General features: G+C 26.2%; 21 protein-coding genes. 1 reads left to right on the forward strand and 20 read right to left on the reverse strand.

Annotated elements, in window-relative coordinates; translation table 4 throughout:
- Positions 1-2 precede the first annotated feature (2 nt).
- The 20 genes from AXW82_RS01695 to AXW82_RS01795 form a co-directional block, all read right to left on the reverse strand.
- Positions 3-1,145: a hypothetical protein gene (locus AXW82_RS01695; RefSeq protein WP_223212171.1), complete on the reverse strand. Its 1,143-nt coding sequence runs from the start codon at positions 1,143-1,145 to the stop codon at positions 3-5.
- 43 nt (positions 1,146-1,188) lie between these two features.
- The gene (holA, locus tag AXW82_RS01700) at positions 1,189-2,121 is read right to left on the reverse strand and encodes a DNA polymerase III subunit delta (RefSeq protein WP_004794601.1); all 933 of its coding nucleotides are present in this window, start codon (positions 2,119-2,121) and stop codon (positions 1,189-1,191) included.
- A gap of 1,204 nt (positions 2,122-3,325) precedes the next feature.
- The gene (locus AXW82_RS01710; protein ID WP_004794598.1) at positions 3,326-3,826 is read right to left on the reverse strand and encodes an MAG0490 family ComEA-like DNA-binding protein; all 501 of its coding nucleotides are present in this window, start codon (positions 3,824-3,826) and stop codon (positions 3,326-3,328) included.
- A gap of 64 nt (positions 3,827-3,890) precedes the next feature.
- The gene (locus AXW82_RS01715) at positions 3,891-5,012 is read right to left on the reverse strand and encodes a YhjD/YihY/BrkB family envelope integrity protein (protein WP_004794597.1); all 1,122 of its coding nucleotides are present in this window, start codon (positions 5,010-5,012) and stop codon (positions 3,891-3,893) included.
- Positions 4,993-6,417, reverse strand: a complete 1,425-nt coding sequence (gene gatB, locus AXW82_RS01720; protein ID WP_004794595.1) for an Asp-tRNA(Asn)/Glu-tRNA(Gln) amidotransferase subunit GatB — start codon at positions 6,415-6,417, stop codon at positions 4,993-4,995. Before gatB ends, AXW82_RS01715 begins: the two co-directional genes overlap by 20 nt.
- Positions 6,410-7,738, reverse strand: coding sequence for an amidase family protein (locus AXW82_RS01725; RefSeq protein ID WP_004794593.1), 1,329 nt, complete (start codon positions 7,736-7,738; stop codon positions 6,410-6,412). Before AXW82_RS01725 ends, gatB begins: the two co-directional genes overlap by 8 nt.
- Complete coding sequence (locus tag AXW82_RS01730) at positions 7,738-8,040, reverse strand: Asp-tRNA(Asn)/Glu-tRNA(Gln) amidotransferase subunit GatC (protein ID WP_004794592.1); 303 nt, start codon at positions 8,038-8,040, stop codon at positions 7,738-7,740. Before AXW82_RS01730 ends, AXW82_RS01725 begins: the two co-directional genes overlap by 1 nt.
- Before the next feature lie 9 nt (positions 8,041-8,049).
- Entirely contained in the window at positions 8,050-8,901 is an 852-nt protein-coding gene (locus AXW82_RS01735) for a pseudouridine synthase (RefSeq protein WP_004794589.1), read from the reverse strand.
- 61 nt (positions 8,902-8,962) lie between these two features.
- On the reverse strand, positions 8,963-9,364 hold the full coding sequence (locus tag AXW82_RS01740) for an MAG1140 family protein (protein WP_004794587.1): 402 nt from the start codon (positions 9,362-9,364) through the stop codon (positions 8,963-8,965).
- Positions 9,345-11,423: an Mbov_0121 family peptidase domain-containing ABC transporter gene (locus tag AXW82_RS01745; protein ID WP_004794585.1), complete on the reverse strand. Its 2,079-nt coding sequence runs from the start codon at positions 11,421-11,423 to the stop codon at positions 9,345-9,347. Before AXW82_RS01745 ends, AXW82_RS01740 begins: the two co-directional genes overlap by 20 nt.
- A gap of 68 nt (positions 11,424-11,491) precedes the next feature.
- Positions 11,492-12,145, reverse strand: coding sequence for a LemA family protein (locus tag AXW82_RS01750; RefSeq protein ID WP_004794583.1), 654 nt, complete (start codon positions 12,143-12,145; stop codon positions 11,492-11,494).
- A 32-nt stretch (positions 12,146-12,177) separates the two neighbouring features.
- Positions 12,178-12,600: an ATP synthase F1 subunit epsilon gene (atpC, locus tag AXW82_RS01755; protein WP_004794582.1), complete on the reverse strand. Its 423-nt coding sequence runs from the start codon at positions 12,598-12,600 to the stop codon at positions 12,178-12,180.
- Positions 12,600-14,003: a F0F1 ATP synthase subunit beta gene (gene atpD, locus AXW82_RS01760; RefSeq protein ID WP_004794579.1), complete on the reverse strand. Its 1,404-nt coding sequence runs from the start codon at positions 14,001-14,003 to the stop codon at positions 12,600-12,602. The genes atpC and atpD overlap by 1 nt, the downstream gene beginning before the upstream one ends.
- 22 nt (positions 14,004-14,025) lie before the next feature.
- Positions 14,026-14,880 carry an ATP synthase F1 subunit gamma gene (atpG, locus tag AXW82_RS01765; RefSeq protein WP_004794577.1) on the reverse strand — a complete coding sequence of 285 codons (855 nt, stop codon included), beginning with the start codon at positions 14,878-14,880 and terminating at the stop codon, positions 14,026-14,028.
- On the reverse strand, positions 14,873-16,456 hold the full coding sequence (atpA, locus tag AXW82_RS01770; RefSeq protein ID WP_004794575.1) for a F0F1 ATP synthase subunit alpha: 1,584 nt from the start codon (positions 16,454-16,456) through the stop codon (positions 14,873-14,875). The genes atpG and atpA overlap by 8 nt, the downstream gene beginning before the upstream one ends.
- The gene (atpH, locus tag AXW82_RS01775; protein WP_004794573.1) at positions 16,456-17,004 is read right to left on the reverse strand and encodes an ATP synthase F1 subunit delta; all 549 of its coding nucleotides are present in this window, start codon (positions 17,002-17,004) and stop codon (positions 16,456-16,458) included. The genes atpA and atpH overlap by 1 nt, the downstream gene beginning before the upstream one ends.
- Positions 17,004-17,576, reverse strand: a complete 573-nt coding sequence (gene atpF, locus AXW82_RS01780) for a F0F1 ATP synthase subunit B (RefSeq protein WP_004794571.1) — start codon at positions 17,574-17,576, stop codon at positions 17,004-17,006. Before atpF ends, atpH begins: the two co-directional genes overlap by 1 nt.
- 14 nt (positions 17,577-17,590) lie before the next feature.
- On the reverse strand, positions 17,591-17,803 hold the full coding sequence (gene atpE / locus AXW82_RS01785) for an ATP synthase F0 subunit C (protein WP_174259473.1): 213 nt from the start codon (positions 17,801-17,803) through the stop codon (positions 17,591-17,593).
- Between the two features lie 102 nt (positions 17,804-17,905).
- Entirely contained in the window at positions 17,906-18,676 is a 771-nt protein-coding gene (locus tag AXW82_RS01790) for a F0F1 ATP synthase subunit A (RefSeq protein WP_004794567.1), read from the reverse strand.
- Complete coding sequence (locus AXW82_RS01795; protein ID WP_237076665.1) at positions 18,663-19,028, reverse strand: hypothetical protein; 366 nt, start codon at positions 19,026-19,028, stop codon at positions 18,663-18,665. The genes AXW82_RS01790 and AXW82_RS01795 overlap by 14 nt, the downstream gene beginning before the upstream one ends.
- Positions 19,029-19,235: 207 nt before the next feature.
- Between AXW82_RS01795 and rbfA the strand changes: the two genes are divergently transcribed.
- A complete protein-coding gene (gene rbfA / locus AXW82_RS01800) occupies positions 19,236-19,583 on the forward strand; it encodes a 30S ribosome-binding factor RbfA (RefSeq protein WP_004794564.1) in 348 nt (115 codons plus the stop codon).
- Positions 19,584-19,588: the final 5 nt, after the last annotated feature.

Below are 19,588 nucleotides of genomic sequence, written 5' to 3' on the forward strand. Positions count from 1 at the left end.
AACTATTTCTTTTCTTTTAACAACTGGGAAAAAGGTAACAAAGTAGTTTCTTTTGTTCTAAATATTTTTCCACAGAAATTTATTTCTTGAGTATATAATACATGGTCTATTCAAATATTTTTAATTAATATTCCTTTAAACATTTTTTTAAAAGAATAACTAGTCTTTACCAAATTCGCTAGAGGTATTTTTAAAAATAAATTCTTATTGATAATCGAATTTATTATGGTCTTATTTAATTCTTCTAAGAATTTAAATTCATATAATACACCATTCTCTTTTAATTTGCCAAAGTAAGAATCAGGTATAAAATTAATTCCTATTATATTTTTATTTAGAATTGATTCGTTAATCAAGGTTTTACATTGCTCAAACACAAAAATATGTTCATCATTTGCCATATTAATATATTTTAAAAAATCAATATTAGCGACACATTTATCATCTGCAGAGATTGATAATAAATTTTTTAAAAATGTTTTTTTGAATTCAAAATCAATAATTGTATGGTCTAAAAAATTTATATTTTGAAGTAATTTATTTTTAAAATTATTACCAATTTTGCCATATATCTTAATTTTATTTTCTGATTTAAAAACGTTAAATATATTGTTAAGTAATTTTATGTTTGAAAGGATTTCTTTTTTTGGCAAGCTAAAAATGAATTCATCAATTCCCTCAAAAACGACTCCTGAAATATTATATTTTTCAATAAAAAATGAAGAAACTATAACCATATCTTTATAAACTATAGTTTCTTTTTCTTTTATTCTTTCTTCAATAATAACCTTTTTTGTAAAAACCATTTTATTAAAATCAATATTAATTGTTTCTTCGGAATAATCTTCTTCCTCAGTGGCATTTATTTTTTTTGATATTTCATATGCTAAATAACTTAAATTTTTAAAATTTATTGTTTGAAAAATTTCAACAAATTTAAATTCTCTTAATTTGCCCAAAAATTCTGTTAGTGTCTTTTTATTTTTATTTATTTTTGCAATAAATTCATCTGTTTCATTCATAAAAGAATAAAACGAATCTGGTAAAACAACTTGAAATTTAATAGATTGATTTTCAAGAATTTTCAAATAATTATATATTTTATCTAAAAATAAATAAAAATCATTTGTAGAAAAATTTTCCATTAAAGAATTATTAATAAAAAATATATAAGTATTTTCATAAGGTCTAAAAGTTTTTGATAAGAAACATTTCAAATAATTCATTAGATTCTACTCCTGTGGTTTTTGTTTGGATATCTATTTTCGCAAGTTCTTTTGTTATTTTTTTGATTTTTGAAAAGCTTAAATTCCTTAGTATTCCACTTATTTTTTTTACTTTTCAATCAGGTTGTTTTAGTTTTTTACTTATTTCAACATTATTCATACCTAATTTAGACATATAATAATAGGCTATACAATCGTTAAAAATTGAACCTAATTGCCCTATTAAAATAAGCGGATCATCACCCTCAGATACCCTTTCTAGATATTTAGAATAGATGTGTTTTAAATCGTAAGTCTCGATAGAGGCCAAAAAAGAAAACACATCGTTTTTAGCGTACTTAGAAATGATATCTTCTATAATTTCGAAAGTAATCTCATTATAATTGCTTACTAAATTATTGAATTCATTCATTATTATTTGCAAATCATTTGGCATTTTTTCTAAAAATACATTGATATTAGTGTATGAGAACTTAACATTTTTTTCTTGAACCAAAATGGTTAATTGATTTATCAAGTCTTTCTTTTCCATTTTTTTGCACTCTATATTAACAAAGTTATTTATAAGAAAATCTATAAGCAAATTGCTTGATAACTTATTAGTTTCATTAACAAATACGATTTCATTATCTTTTTCATTTGATAATACATAAATTAATTTTTTTATTATACTTTCTTCTTTTTTAGTTAATTTAGAAGAGTTTAATATCTCAATATTGTTCAAAATTATTAGTTTTTTTTGATCAAAAAGCGATTTTGTTGAGATAGACTCGATTATTTCATTTAAATCAGAATTTGATTCAAAAATAACTATAGACTCATCTGGAAATTGGTTCTTAATTTTGTTTATGTTTTTGTTAATGAAAAATTTTTCAGGGCCATAAATAAATTTCATAATCGAATTATAGTTTATTTTCTATTTTTCTTTAAAAAATGTGCAAAAAACAATAATACACTTATTAAGGAAAAAAAGACTTGTATTCATCAAATATTATAAATAACAATGCTATTATTAGAAATTATAGTAAGTATAAATTCACAAGTTAAATAAAGAAATTTTAATATTGGAGGAAAAATCACAAATATATTTGCCATTAAGAATAAAAACTCAAATAATGGTGTAACAAAAATAGATATAAACCAAGAAATAATATATATTTCATTTTTTCAAAAAAGTTGGATACTTGTTGAAATGCACCAAAAAACAAAATAATTAGTAAAAATACTTTTTCAATTTACATTATTATCAGAAGAAGAAACAATTAGATATAAAACAAAGCTCAATCAATATCCAGGCTTAAAAATATCTAAGTTGCCTGTTATTAATATAGTAAAGCCAAATATAAACAAAAATTGGGTTTTTTGATCTTTTACTCACTTACTTAATATAAACTTAACGAAAACAGTAATAAAAGCCCTATTAACTGAGACTGTCTTAAAACACATCAATCAATATAAGAATAATATTGAATAAGTTATTCAAATAAGTTTCCTTTTAAATACTTTTTGCAAGAATAAAAATAAAATTTGGAAGTGTAGTCCACTAATAATTAATAAATGTATAATTCCGGAATTACTTGCATTCTTAAAAATATGATTTTCATAATTTATATTAACCCCATATAAAATGGGAAAAATAAAATTTTTATATATTTTATCCCAATTAATCATAAGGTTAAAAATATAATATCTTGGATCTCAATTATTCATTATCCTTAATTTAGTAATTTCAGTAAATACATTATTTCTTATTATTCCTTCTAGGTTTATTTTTTCAAATATCTTTAGTTTTTCAATATTATTATTGTTAATTAAAAAAAATTTTATATTAAAACTATTTATGATTGTATACCCTTTATCATTTATTTCTAAAACTCAATAAGTATTGTGATTAAGCAATAGTATTTGATTATAAATATAATTTTTAATCATAAATAAAAAAATTAATATAAGTATATAAAAAAGTGTTCGAAAAAAATTCTTTAAAGATATTAATAAAGTAAGTACAATCAAAAATACTATAGGTATTGTTCAAATATGATTGCTTGTTATCAAAAACAAAATAGTAAACGATACAAGAAAAAATGTTAAAAAATTAATTATTTCAGGTCTAAAAAGTTCTTCAATTTTTCCAAGGTTTTCGGACCAATTCCGGGTAAACGTTCTATTTCACTTCATGTTATAGAAAACCTTTCTTTTCTCAAGCTTAAAAGAGAATTTGAAATCTTATTTGATAATTTAAGGGGTTCAAGTTGTTTTATATTTTCAAAATTTATCCATTTTAACTTAAAGTTTGCATAGGGTACATATATTTTTTCATTATTAGGTACAAAATTATTTAACCTAAACCTAGATATATCTGCTAATTCATTTATTTTTACATTAAAAAATAATTCTCTATAAGTTAATTGTTTCAATGATTTATATATTCCGTTGTGCTTAACTGCCCCTGAAACATAATATACATATATCTCATTCTTTATGTTTTTATCACTTTGTACAAGGTTATTAACGTTATATTGTTGAATTATAAAAATAGTACTAGAAACAATGGCAATAAATAAAACGCTAAAAATAAATTTTCAAAAACCCTTTTTCACAAAATAATAATAAGATTATTTAATAAGTGTAATAAAAATAAAAAAAATAGATGTTAATAAACATCTATAAAAATGCATAAACTTTTTTAGGTATTGTTCTTGAGCTAACATAATTTTTATAATAAGCATTATTAAAAATAATTCCCAAAAACATAAAGTAAATATATCAGTTAATAAAGAAGCCGACAGAAAAGAAAAATCCCACTGCTGAGCCAAATTTATCATAAGAAATTAATTTATATAAATATGTATAAATAACAACTAATATAAATGTTGGTAAAGTAGAAATTAATGAACCTCTAAATGAGTCTTTAAATTTCATCTTGAATGAAGGTGTAATCTTAAAAAGAATTAAAAATAAGAAAAATAAAAATAAGAAAGCAAATAATAAATAAAGCAAATCTGATAACCATTTATTATTCTCACCGTAAGTATTTCATAAGCTTGTTTGAGCAAAAATATTTACGGTACTAAAAACTCAAAGGAGAATAGAAACTGTTATAACTATTCCTAATCCCTTTATTTTATTCCCTCAATAAGAACCTATTTTGTTATGCGAAAAAATATAATTATATGCAGATATTAATTTTCCGTACCCGCCACTAGAAATATATAGTGAAGGAATAGCTATAAATGAACCCGGAATTAGTGCATAAATTTTGCCCAATGTCCCTAATTCTTGTTTTGCTTCTGTTATAAAATATGAATTACCACCAGGAATAAATCTTTCAAACACTAGTGCATTAAATAAACTCTGAAAAATATTTTCAGTTGAATTAGGAAACTTAGTTTTAACTAAAGGATTTACATAAGAAACAAATGAAGGTATTGAATCATTTATTGTTAAGTTTAAAAAACTAACAATATAAATTACTGGCACAAATGATATTAATATATAAAATATAGTTGAAAGTCAAATGAAATTAAATTCTTTTGAATCATAACTACTGTATACTTGATGAACAACTTTATTTCTTTTAGTTTTATCATTTTGGCTTCTTGCAAAAATTAGAAATGAAGCAAAAAATGAAATAATTCCCTTCATTATGTTTTCATAAATTTTATTAATAAAAACAAATTTATCTGGGTAAATAATGTTTGAATAAAAAGATCTCAAATGTGACTTTTTATATTTTAATTTAAGAAGCTTTTTGTAGTTGTTTTTTTTAATGTTTAAATTTATCATTCAATACCCTTAAAACAATATCGTTTGATAATATAGGATTAACTTGCCCGCCAGTTTCTTTCATTAAGGCTCCTAGGACAAATTTTATTACTTTGTCTGGTCTTTCATTATATTCACTTACTAACGAATCATTCTCGTTTATTATCTTGTTAATGTAATTAGTTATTAATTCTGGATTGGAAATTTGTTCTAAATTATGTTCTTTAAGTAAATTCTTGATTTCGCCATTAAAACCAACTAAAAGAGGAATCATTTTTTTGAGTGACTTACCTGAAATAATTCCTTCATCCATCAACGAAATTGACTCACTAATGTATTTAGGTGAAATGTTTAAATTATATGCTTTAGTTCCTTTTAAATTAGCTAATGAAACAACTTCTGCAAAAAAGATTTTTGACAACTTATCTTTATCTCTATATTCAATGCTATCGAAAAATTTTGATAACTCTATATCATCTATCAAACTTTGAATATAAATATTTTGAATTCCTTCTTTATTATACCTTTCTTCTTTTTCTAATGGCATCTCAGAAATTTTTACTGAATCAATGAATTCTCTTGATAATTTAATAAATGGTATATTTGGTTCCGGAAAGTACTTATAATCAACGGTTCCGGTTTTTACACGCATTGTTACGTTTTGGTTCTTTTGATCATCAAACCTTTTTGTTTCCTGAAGAATCTCAACACCTGTTAATATTTTTTCTGCTTGGATTTTTATTTCATTTTCTATAGCCTTCTCAATATTTGAAAGGGAATTAAGATTTTTAATCTCTACCTTTGTTCCAAACCCTTCGAATCCAACTGGTCTTAATGAAATATTAATATCAGCTCTTAGTGTCCCTTGTTCTAATTTACCTTCCGAAATTTCAAGACTTTGAACTGTTTTCTTAATCATATCAACATATGCTGAAGCTTCTTTTGCACTTCTTATCACTGGATATGTAACGATTTCAATCAAAGGGATACCCGCTCTATTGTAGTCTAATTTTGTAATATCACCATCATGATGTTGTCTTGCTGTATCTTCTTCGAGATGTATTCTTTCTATTTTTATTTTTTTAACTTCATCATTAACCTTGATGTCTATTTCACCATTTTTTCCAATAGGTCTATAAAATTGTGTTATTTGAAACCCTTTAGGTAAATCTGGATAGAAATAATTCTTTCTATCAAAGTGTAACTCATCATCAATTTCCATTTTAAGAGCTTTTGCTAAAGATACACCATATTTTACAGCTTGTTTATTCAATAGAGGTAATGTGCCAGGATAAGCTAAATCTATTTGGTTCGCCTTTGTATTCGGCTCTGCAGAATAGTCAATTTCTGATGAAGAAAACATCTTTGTTTTTGTTTTTAATTCAACATGAATTTCAATACCTATTACAACTTCAAAATTATTCACTATTACCTCCTTTGATAACTTCTTCTATATACTCCGCAATTCCTAAAAGTTTTTTATCACTATATATTTTAGAATCAAGCGCAATACTATATGAAAGACTTTCTTTTTTGTCTAAAGGAATTGTGATTGAAGGGCTACCAATAAGATTTGAACCAGTTAAAATATAATCTAACACGCCATGTTTTGAATTATCAGAAAATTTAGGTGCTATGCCGTGTGTTGCTGGGTAAAGAATTATGTCAGCTTTGTTCAATAATTCCTCATAATAATTTTTGATTAATCTTCTAGCTTTTTGTGCTTTTATAAAAATTTCTTGTTGATTCTCTTCGTATAAAAAGTAACTTCCTAATGATAGTCTTTCCTGTACCATTTTCCCAAATTTTTCTGATCTTGTGTTTTTTATAATTTGATCTCATGAATCGCCATTACTTCTAGAACCAAAAGCGATACCATTTAGATTCGAAAGGTTAGAGCTTGCTTCTGAAAATGAAATTATCCTATAAACAGGTTGTATTAATCTCAAAATTTTTCTATCAGGTTTAATTAATTCAATTTCAATATTTTGATCTTGTAATTTCTTTAATAAGTTTTTATAAGAATTTGTAAAATAATCAGATAAATCATTTTCAAAATCGAAAGCAATAATTTTTGTTGGCTTTATTTTTTTAGTATTTTTAATATCTACATCAATTGATGTCATATCTCTATTATCTTTACCATATAGAGACTCTGAAATGATTATAATATCATTAACATTATGAGCAAAATATGCAACTGTATCCAACGAAGAAGCGTAAGCAAATAAGCCATATCTACTAATTGCTCCATATGATGGTTTAAACCCGACTTTGCCAATAAATGAAGCAGGTAATCTTACACTATCCCCTGTATCGCTACCAATAGAAAAAGTGATATCCTCTGTTAATGTAGAAGCCGAACCTGATGATGACCCACCTACGTACCTAGAATTATCAAAAGGATTTTTAATAAGTCCATACGCACTATGTGCTCCCGTTCCTCCAAGAGCCAATTCATCCATATGAACTTTACCCACAATATTAACTCCAGCTTTTTTTAATTTTTCCACTATATGAGCATCATATCCAGGATTAAACGTTTCTAATATTTTACTTGAACCCTTTGTTTCTAAATTCTTCATTGCGTAATTGTCTTTTATAGTAGCAATGGTTTTATTTAAAGGGTGACTAGGATTTTCTTGTATTTCTAAATTATCTAATAATAGTGCTACAGAATTATTTTTGTCGCTTTTAAGCATCTTTATTGCATTTTCAAAATTACCAAAATTCTTTATTTTCCTCATTATTTAACCACCTTTGTTAAAATTACATAGTCAGAATCTTTTTCTTTAGCGTTTTCTAAAATTGTTTCTTTATCTATTGAATAAGACGAATCCACAATGTCTTCTCTAAAAAAATCTATATTATAATCTTCGTTTATATGGGTTAATGGTTTTAACTCTGATAGGTCAACATAATTAAAATACTCTAGACTATCTTGAAGATCTTTTCAATTACTCAAAATATTTTGAAGAACCTCCTCAGTTGGATTAAACATTAATGAATTCACAATTTCAACTAATTTATTTTTATCAATATTTTTCATTATACCTCTCTATCACTTAGGTTTTTTAGTTCAAAACTCTTTCTTATTAAGATATTTTAAATCACCCTTTAATCCATTTAATTGTAAGTAAAATGAATGCAACATTAGTCTATTATCCTTTTTACCTGAATATTTTCTATCACCATAAATTGGTTTTTGCAAGAATTTTAAAGTAGCTCTAATTTGGTGTTTTCTTCCTGTCTTTATTTCTGCTATCTTATCATTTCCTTCTAAGTAAAATATTGTTTCTGCAAGTTTTGAATTAATAACTTCTTTTGAATAAGCTTTCATTCTTTTGTTTTCAACATCTTTAGAAATATAAACTTTTATATGTAATTTTTCTTCGGATAATGATATATCACTCTTAAAAAGATACTTTTTGATAAAGCTATCATTTGCATTATTTATTTCTACTAATGTTTTATAGTTCTTTGCATATAAAATAAGGCCACTAGTCTCTTTATCAAGTCTACCTACATGGCTAGGTTTAAAACTATCTTCTTTTTTAAATTTTAGATAAGAAAGAACTTGATTATCAAGAGAATTATCTTCTCCGTGCACAACAACACCACCTTCTTTATCTATTAATAAAATATTTTCATCTTCATAAATTACATTTAAATTGTGTTTAACACGAATTATTTCCTCTTCTTTTTGTGGTTCAAAAATCCCATAAATCACAACCCTATCATCTTCTACAATTTTAATTGATTTATCATTAGTTCTTTTGCCATTTAATTTAACGTCTTTTTTTCTAAAGATTTTTTCTAATCTTGATTTAGAGATATTGGTTAAATACTTTTCTAATAGCTTGTATAAAGTTCTTCCCTCATCGTTTTTAGTTGCTAAAATTTCAAACATACTTACCTTTCAATTTAATTAATAATGTAATTATACATTATTATTAAAAATAAACTGAGTCTTAATTATTTGTTATTGTTTTAATTAGGTTTAAAATTCTTGACATGAATATTTCTTTTTCAACTGAGATATAGGCTTGAATAGAATAAATGTTATTTTTTTCTAACGAATTGATTAATGGTAAGCTTTTAATCAGAATCCCATCTTCAGTAAGTTTATTATCTATTAAAATTTCATATCTAGATAGCTTATCATCAACATTAATAAATAGGTTCACTTTTTTGTCAAGAATTTTATCTAGATTAATATTAGAAATATAAATCTCATCCCTTTCTTTCTTGACAATGACAGCAAAGTAATCGTAAGTTCTAAGTTGTGTAATAAAAAACAAGAATAATCCAAAAGATATTAGCAAAAGAATTATTAAAATGAAATTAGCAAAATTATTTTTCAATATTTTCATGATTCAAAGTTATTGCTTTTGCTATTTCTTCAAAAATAAACTTTTTGCTATGGCTAATTTCAATTACTAATTTGTTCGATAGTTCTGATTGTAGGACTTTAGAGTACTCATTAAATATATTTTCATCGATATTTTCAAACGTTTCGTCGAATATAACTACATCATAATCAGCTAAAAATATTTTTAACGTTTTAATATACGAAGTTTGTCCCTTTGATAAAGATGAAAAATCTAAATCTAAGAAATTCTCTTTTGGTAAATTCATTAAAGTATTTAAGTTAAGAAGATTTTTTCGTTTTAATAAATCAAAAAACATGTCTTCATCTAAAACCCCTAAAAATTCTTTTATACTAATTTGCAATGAACTTAAGTCTGAATTAACATAATAAATTTTTTCTTTTAGTGGCAAATTGTAAAAAAGATTTGATATCTTTTCATTTACGAAAATTTCACCTTTATTTAGTTTTATACTTCCAGATAATATCTTAGCTAACGTACTTTTTCCTGTTCCATTAGCTCCTTTAATTATGTTTTTATCTTTAAAAACTAGTCTATCAACATTAATCAATGGAACTTTATTCAAAGAATATCCAAATTCAGCATAAGATAATTGTATCGAATCAATTCTTTCATTTTTAAAGTTTGGGTATTCTTGATTTGACTTATCAAACATTTCAAAAATATCTAAAGTTTTTGCCTTCTTATTAAAAGTTAAGTAGTTGTTAAAATTACTAAATAGTCCTTTTATAGGTTTTATGAATAAATTAATTGAAGTCAAAAAGTATACAAAATTAGATATTTCTAACCTTTGATTTCAAACTTCTATTACACCTACAACACTAACTAAAAGTGGAGTGTAAATTTCAAAAAGATTTTCAAGATAATCTATTTGATTAATATTATTTTCGTAATTGTTTAAGGTTTTTTCAAAGTTATCTTTTTTTATGTTTCACTTATTCAAAATATTATTAACTAAAAATGTATTATGAAATTCTTTTAAAGAGTTTATATAAGTCTCCATGTTTTTGTCCAATAAATATGAATCATTAATTAATTTTAAATAATTTTTATCAATTATTATTTTTTTAAGATAATTGATAATTAAAATGATGCAAATAATAACGAATAACAGAATTAATAACTGTGTGTTGATTGCTTTCAGTACCAAAAACGATATACAAAAGGATATTAAGTTAATTAATAAATTCGGCAGAAATGTTTGTGAAATATAAATAACTTCAAATAAGTTAGCTAAGCGATTCTTGATTTCTATATTAGGCATGTTTAATATTAATAAAGTATTAGAATTTTGAAATGATTGTAAGATTTTAAAAATTTCATTGCTGGTTTCCTTTAAATAAAATTTTTTAGATATTTTAAAGGCAACTTTCTGGATTAGATAAATAAATAAAATTGAAGTAATAAGAATGCTAGAAATTAAAATTAATTCATTTTTCAATTTGTATAAAATAATTATATTAATTATCCTTTTATTAATAAATGGTATAGATATTAAAAAGAGCAGTTCAAATAATAATATTGTAAAACAAATAATTTTATATTTATCAATTTTGAAAATATTGTTTAAAGAAAATGTTTTCTTTTGAAAAACAAGGTTTTTCTCTTTTTCATTATAAAAATTTTCTTTAATGAATTCAATACAAACATTTTCATAAACTTTTTTAAATTCCTCAACATCTTTCTTTATAACGGTGCCATAATTTGGGTCATAATATCATAATGTCTTTTTATCAATTTTTAAAACTAAGACCATATGCTTGTCGGTATCGTTTATTTTAATTATTGATGCAAACGGAAATTCATTACCATCAATAGAATGTAATTCCTCTATTTTTACAGAATAAACGTTTATTTTGAACCCATAATAATTTATTAAACTTTCAAAATTCTTTAGTTCAATGCCTTTTTCATTATATATTGACTTAAACTTCAATTCTTCTATCGGTATCTCATCATATTTTTTTATGCTTAAATACTTGTTAAAAACGTATAATGAGCAATCTCATGGCGACAATTGTATTTGATATTTATTTTCCATACTTTTTAATTAATTTTTATTTAAAAATGAACAATAAAAAAACTAACACTTAAATAGTGCATAGTTTTTTATAAGTTTTTCATTGAAACATATTCTCTTTGTTTATTAGAAGCTTGGAAAAGTGGGAAAGTAGATAAATGCATTGATGAAGCAACTACACTTGCTGGAAGTGTAAAAATTTCGGAATTAAATGCAGTAACATTTGAGTTATATAATCTACGTGCTGCAGCAATTTCTCTTTCTAGATAAACTATTTGCTCCATTAGATTTTTGTATGATTCTGATGATTTGAGTTCAGGGTAATTTTCTGAAACTGCAATTAATCTACCTAAAACAGAGCTATTAAGTTGTTCAAGCTCTTGTCTTTGTGCATTTGAGTAATTCCCTGACATTTGCATAGTTCTAAGTTTTGCAATTTCTGAGAATGTTTCTTTTTCAAATTCTTTATGTGATTTAACAACGTCATAAAGTTTGATTAATGTATCTGATCTTTTAGCTAACTGAACATCAATCGATGAAGCAGCTTCATTAATATAGTTCTGTGATCTTAAAAATTTATTTCTTTTAACTAAAAAGTATATTCCTGAAAAAATTATAAGTCCAAATATTCAAAAGACAACAGTAGTTAATACAGATGTTTTAACATTAATTTGTGTATTATCCACAAAAGGATTAAATCCTTCTGGATTTTGGTTTTCTCTATTATTATATAAGTTCGCCATTTTATTCCTTTCATATAATATTTTATATTATTTTATTTGTTATTCAAATAAGTGCATGCTTCAATTCTGAATAATGTTTTTTTAAGTTTTGTTTCTAATTTAGCAATATCAACATTATCTTTGTTAGATTCAGAAATAGCTTTTTCTAATGCAGCTTTTTCCTCTTGTGCTCTTTTTAAATCAATATCCGAAACTTTTATTATATCATCTGTAATAATATTGATTTTAGAGCCGCCTGCATAAACTAATCCGCCTCCAATATAGTATTTTTCAGAATTTTCATCATTATTTCAACCAATAGTTAGAGTCCCTAAGTCTATACTTGAAAAAATAGGTGATTTATTAGCTTGAATACCCATATAACCGGTAGCGGTTTTTAAGGTAACAATTTCAACATCACCCTCATAAAAGATGCCGCTTGGAATAGTGATTATTAAATGTGTTTTATTTGCCATTAGCGAGTTTCTTTTGTTTTATCATATCTTTCAATAACATCTTCAATGCTTCCTGCGTATCTAAACAAGTCTTCTGGATATTCATCAAAGTCACCTGAAAGAATTAATTTAAAACTTCTAATTGTATCCGCAATAGGAACATATGCACCTTTGATACCAGAGAATTTTTCAGCAACCGTGAAAGGCTGTGATAAAAAGTTTCTAATTCTACGAGCTCTAGCAACAATGTTTTTATCTTCTTCACTAAGTTCACCCATACCTAATATTGCAATAATATCTTGCAACTCTTTAAATCTTTGCAAAATAGAAATAACAGCTTGTGCTACATCATAGTGTTCAGCACCAACAACTAATGGATCCAATAATCTTGAAGAAGAGTTTAATGGATCAATAGCTGGATAAATACCTAATGATGCAATACCTCTATCAAGAACCGTTTTTGCATCTAAGTGAGTAAATGTTGTTGCGGGAGCAGGGTCTGTTAAATCATCGGCAGGAACATATACAGCCTGAACAGAAGTAATAGATCCACGACGTGTTGATGTAATTCTTTCTTGTAATGCCCCCATTTCGGTTGCTAGAGTAGGTTGATAACCCACAGCTGATGGCATACGACCTAGTAAAGCAGAAACTTCTGAACCAGCTTGTGTAAATCTGAATATATTATCAATAAATAATAAAACATCTTGATTTTGTTTATCTCTAAAATATTCAGCCATAGTTAATCCACTAAGAGCAACTCTCATACGAGCCCCAGGAGATTCATTCATTTGTCCGAAAACTAATGCTGTTTTATCTAAAACTCCTGCTGATTTCATTTCATGGTATAAATCGTTTCCTTCTCTAGTTCTTTCACCAACACCAGCGAAAACCGATAAACCATTGTGCTGAGTTGCTATATTATTAATCAACTCTTGAACTAAAACAGTTTTTCCAACACCAGCACCACCGAAAAGACCAATTTTACCACCCTTTGCATATGGGATTAATAAATCTATAACTTTAATTCCTGTTTCTAAAATCTCTGATGATGTTTTTTGTTCTTCATATGATGGAGATGGTGCGTGAATTGAAGATCTAGGAACATCAGAGTCAATTGGCATTTCATCAATTGGGTTACCTAAAACATCAAACATTCTTCCTAAAACAGCTTCACCCACTGGAACTTTAATTGGAGCGCCTGTGTCGAGAACAACTAGCCCTCTTTGTAAACCATTCACATCACCCATAGCTATTGTTCTTGCAGTATCATCACCAATATGTTGAGCAACTTCAAATGTGTAAGTTTTTCCATCAAAATCTACTGTAAGTGCATTTAATAGTTTAGGTAGTTTACCCTCTTGGAAACGCACATCTACAACTGGTCCTAATATTTGAACAATTGTACCTTCATTTCTAATCATAAAATTACTCCTTTTTTGTTTTTTAAGTTGCGTCAGCTCCAGAAACTATCTCAGTTATTTCTTGTGTAATAATTCCTTGACGTTCTCTATTAAATTCGAGTTTAAGTTCTTTTATAAGTTCAGAAGCATTATTTGTTGCGTTTTCCATGGCATTTCTTCTTGAAGCCATTTCAGAAATTTTTGAACTAAAACTTAAACTATAAAGTGTGCTTGTAAGGAAAAGCGGAACTGAATTAAGTAAAACTGTTTCAGCATCAGGTTCGAATTCTAATACTTGATTATTTTTCTTTGCTTCTTTATTTTTTTTAATTTCGAATGGGAATATTTTTTTAGAAACAGCTTCTTGTGTTAAATTGTTTATAAATTCTGTGTAAATTAAATTTATCTCACTTATTTTATTATCTAAATATAAATCTAGTGCAGTTTTAATTAAAGATGAACTAATATCATATGATAATTTATCACCAATATTAGAAATAGATTTAATAACTTGTTCTTTTAATTTTGATGTTTTCACTAGCCCAACACCCTTTGACCCTACAATAATAATTTTGTCTTCTTTAGTTATAGTTTCATTTAATAACTTAAATAGATTGTGATTATATGAACCACAAAGACCTAAATCACTTGTTATAACAATAAATAATTTTGACTTTGAATTATTTTTCGGAAATATTGAATGAAACTTATTTATTTCAATGTTATTCATTAAATCATCAAAAATATTAGAAAGAGTGTTTTGATATGACTGAATATTTAAAAACTCATTTCTTAATCTTCTAAGTTTTGATGTAGAAACAAGTTCCATTGCATTCGTTATTTTTTCAGTGTTTGAAATTACTTGAATTCTATTTTTTAATCCATTTAGATTAGGCATTATCATTTCCTAGGTACTTCTTAGGCAATGGTTTATACAATCTTGCATCGTAATTAGGGATAACAGAAATAATTGATTTAACAAATTGTACAAGTTGTTGTTCGATCACTGCATAATCTTCTTGTGATATATTACCATTTTCTTTTATTCTAGACGCAATACTAAACCCAACACTATCTCTTGTTGCTCATTCAATTATTTGATCTCTAAATGCAATAATTTTATCAATCGGAAGTGGGTTAATTATTCTTTCCTTAACACCTACTAAAATAATTGCTTGAATATTTTGAGCAATAGGGAAATATTGTTCTTGTTTAAGTAATCTGTACACCTTAGATCCATGATCTAATATTGATTTTGTTGAATCATCTAAGTCTGATCCAAATTGTGCAAAAGCTTGCATTTCATTATATTGAGCTAATTCCAATTTAAGTGAACCAACCACTTGTTTCATAGCTTTTGTTTGTGCAGCAGAACCAACACGAGAAACTGAGAACCCTATATCTACAGCGGGTCTTTGTCCTGAATTGAAAAGACTTTCTTTTGTGAAGATTTGTCCATCTGTTATTGAAATAACATTTGTTGGGATATATGCACTTATATCACCTTGCTGTGTTTCTATGATTGGTAAAGCAGTTATTGATCCACCACCATATTGTTCATTAAGCCTTGCTGCACGTTCTAATAGTTGAGAATGAAGGTAAAAAACGTCACCAGGATAAGCTTCTCTGCCAGGAGGTCTTCTTATAAGTAATGATAGAGTTCTATATGCAATAGCATGTTTAGAAAGGTCATCATAAACAATTAAAACATCTTGACCTTTTTTCATTCACTCTTCAGCAATTGTTATCCCTGTATATGGGGCAATATATTGTTGCGGAGCTAATTCACTAGCACCCGCCACTACTATGGTTGTATATTCAAGCGCTTGTGTATCTGATAATTTTTGAACAATTTGAGCCACTGTAGAATTTTTTTGACCTATTGCAACATATACACACTTAACGTTTTTACCTTTTTGGTTGATTATTGTATCAATGGCGATAGCTGTTTTACCTGTTTGTCTATCACCAATAATTAATTCACGTTGACCCTTTCCAATAGGAATCATTGTGTCAATTGCTAAAATACCCGTTTCTAAAGGTTGGTTAACCTCTTTTCTAGACATAACACCAGAAGCTGTTTTAAAAATTTCTGAAGTTTTGTTAGTGTTTATAGAACCTTTACCGTCAATAGCTATACCGAGCGCATCTACAACACGTCCAAGCATTTCATCTCCGACAGGCACCGAAATAACTTGTCCAGTTCTAGAAACCGTGTCACCTTCTGAAACTGAGTATGCATCTCCTAATAGAGCGACACCAACTGTTTCTTCTTCTAAGTTTAATGCTATACCATAAACACCAGTGCCAAAGCTTACTACTTCGCTATATTTTACTTTTTCAAGACCTGAAACAATTGCGATACCATCACCAACTGAGACTACACGCCCAATTTCAGAACGATCAACTTTATTACCTATGTTTTTAATACGTTCTTTAATGATTTCAGAAATATCATCTAGTTTTATAGACATTATACCTCCTCTTTTTTTCAAATAATTTGATTTTTAAGTTTTTCTAACTCTTTATTGTAGTTTAATTCAAGAACCTCTGTTCTTGAAACAATTTTAAATCCACTAATCAATGATTTATCAATGTGATTGGTGATTTTAATAGTTCTCCGTGTTGTTTTTTGAAGTTTGTCTTTAATTTGTTCTAACTGAGTATTAGTTAATGGAAATGCTGAAATAACATCGATATATCTGATTTTTAATTCTTTATTAGATAATTTTAAATACTCAATGATTATTTTTTTTAAAAAGCTTGTTGCCTTTCTTTGAACTATTACTTTCAAACTATTGATAACTATTCAATCAAAGTCTTTAAATGCTAAATCGATAGTTTCTAATCTTGCACTTTCCGGAATAGTATCATTTTTTAAATAATCTATAAATTCTGGTTGATTATTAATTAAATCTTTTAATAATTCAAACTCAGATTCCAATTTAGCAAATTTATTCTCTTCTTGAACTAAATCAAATATTGCAACAGCATATGCTGATGCATGAGTTTTTCGTAACATTATAGTTCCTCAACTGTCTTATCTGAATTTAAATATTCAAGTATTAAAGAGTCTTGAGTTTCTTTGCTAATTTCTTTTTTTAGAATTTTTTTTGCCATTTCTGTCGCAATTTGAACGACATATTTTTTAGAGTTAAAATCAAATTGTCTTTGTTGATTAGCTATGTCAACTGCTGTTTCATCTAAAATACGTTTTGATTCAACTTTAGCATTATGAACATAAACTTCAGCAACTTTTTCTGCTTTAATTTTTGCTTGAGTAATAATTTGATCTGCTTGTGTATGAGCATTTTTTAAACTTGCATTTGCATCATTTAATCTTGCGATACTATCTTCTTTATTTTTAATAGAATCGTCAATATTATTTTGAATAAAATCTTGACGATCTTTCATTAATTTCTTTATAGGTTTATAAACAAAGTAGAATAATGATATAAAAACAATTATAAAAGCAATAATAGTCGCTATCATCATCGGTATACTTGGAAATAAACCTTTAAAAAGTTCTTCAAATTTTGTTCCAAATTGTTGGCTCACACTTGAAGATGAACTAGCTTCATTAAAATAAATCATTATTTTCTCTTTAATTATTTAGCAAATAAGATTATTAAGGCAATAAGTAATGCATAAATAGCAGTAGTTTCGGCAATACCAGCACCGATAATTAGCATTGTACGAATTTTAGATTCAGCTTCAGGGTTTCTACCAACTGCTTCACAAGCTTTACCGGCCGCATATCCTTGACCAACTCCGGCTCCTAAAACTCCTATTGCCGCAATACCGGCTCCTACAGCTAATAATCCAACATTATTTTCTGCAGCTTGTTTAGCTGTTTCTGTTGTTGTTGAACTTGTCGCTGTTTCTTGTAATAAATTTGAAATTTCTGTAAACATAATTTTCTCCTAATAAATAGCTTCTACTTTTTTTCTTGATCAGTTTTTAAATAAAACTTTTTTGTTTGAATTTGTTTTTTTGGATGGGGCTTCTGAAACTTCAGAAACTCAATAAACAGATGTTAGCAACGCAAAAATAAATGCTTGCAATGTAGATCCGAATATATCGAAATAAAAATGTAAAAATGGTGTAAGAATAATTGCAAGAAAATGCCATTCATTTCCTGGTGCAACTGAAAATATTTTTTGTCAAAGAATACCACCAGTTATATAAGCAATTGCTAAAATTGACGAACCACCTATAATGTTTCCATAAATACGAAAACTTAAAGAAACAATAATAGAAAATTTTCCAACTAATTCAGTAGGTAAAAGAAGATTTCTATAAAATTTTCATTTACCGTATATGCTACCGATAACCATAACACCCATTCATGTCAATAAAGCCAAAGTAAAAGGTATTGAATATGATGTTGCGATTGGTTCTAAACCAAACATAGCTACCGCATTACCTACAAGTAAAAATGTACCTAATGTCAAAATGTAAAATCTTGTTATTTTTAACTTTTCTGGACCTGCTACAGCTTCAAAAGTTTTTTCTACAGATCCTACGTAAGCTTCAGCAATTTGAACAATTCCTTTTGAAGCCTCATTGGCTTTTGTCTTCTTAACTTTGAAGTAAACTAACAGGGAAATAACAAAAACAATCAAAACAGTTACAATTAAAGAAATTAATTGTGGCTGTCTTCATTCTCACAATGATTTGTTAAGTTCATTCATGGGCCCTCCTGTATTTTTTAAATATTTTTATTTTATCTATTATTTTATGGCTTAATATAATGAGACCTGAAAAAGAAAGGGAAAATGCAAACGTTATAAAATTAATTCTTCCGTTAACTCAACTTACATTTTCGTTTTTTAGGTGAGTAACATTAATTTCTTTTATAAAAAATGTAATTCCACTTAATAAAATAAAAAAAATAAGCATTTTAAAAGGAACAAGAATAAGATAAATTTTCTTTTTTTCCTTAAACAATTTAAAATAGCTTATAGCAGTCATTTTAAATAAAACATAAGATAATAGTGAGCCTATCGCAAAACCAAGAAAAAGATTAATTCCTATTATTTCCAATATAATAAATAGTAGACTAATAATAAGAAATAAAAACCAAAATAGTATTTCGTATTTCTTTAAAAATTGAGTCATAAAATTTCTCCTATGTGCTTTGCTATATATTATTGTATTACTTTTTTATTCTTATAATAGAAAAAAATATTTAAATTTAAATAGCAATTTTTTATATCTTTAAATGAATAAAAATGCGTGTATAATTAATGTATGAATCAAATTACTTTAAGAAAAAAAGAAACACAAATTCAACAACTAATAGCTAGTGTTTTGGCTCACGATTTAAATAATGTTAATGTTATTGATCCTGTAGTAATGGATGTAAAATTATCATCGGATTTAGGTTTAGTAAAAGTTTTTGTCACTTTATCCGGTAATGAACAAAAAGGAATTATCGCTTTAAATAATGCCTCATCATATGTTAGAAAAGTTTTAGCAAAATCTTTAGATTGAAGAAAGGTTCCTGAAGTAAGATTTTACATTGATGAAGTTACAGAGACAGGGTCAAAAATTGATCAAATCTTAAGACAATTAAGTGAAGAAAATGATAAAAAATAAAGGTT

This window comes from Mycoplasmopsis canis PG 14 (assembly GCF_001553195.1).
GTDB lineage: Bacteria > Bacillota_I > Bacilli_A > Mycoplasmatales > Metamycoplasmataceae > Mycoplasmopsis > Mycoplasmopsis canis.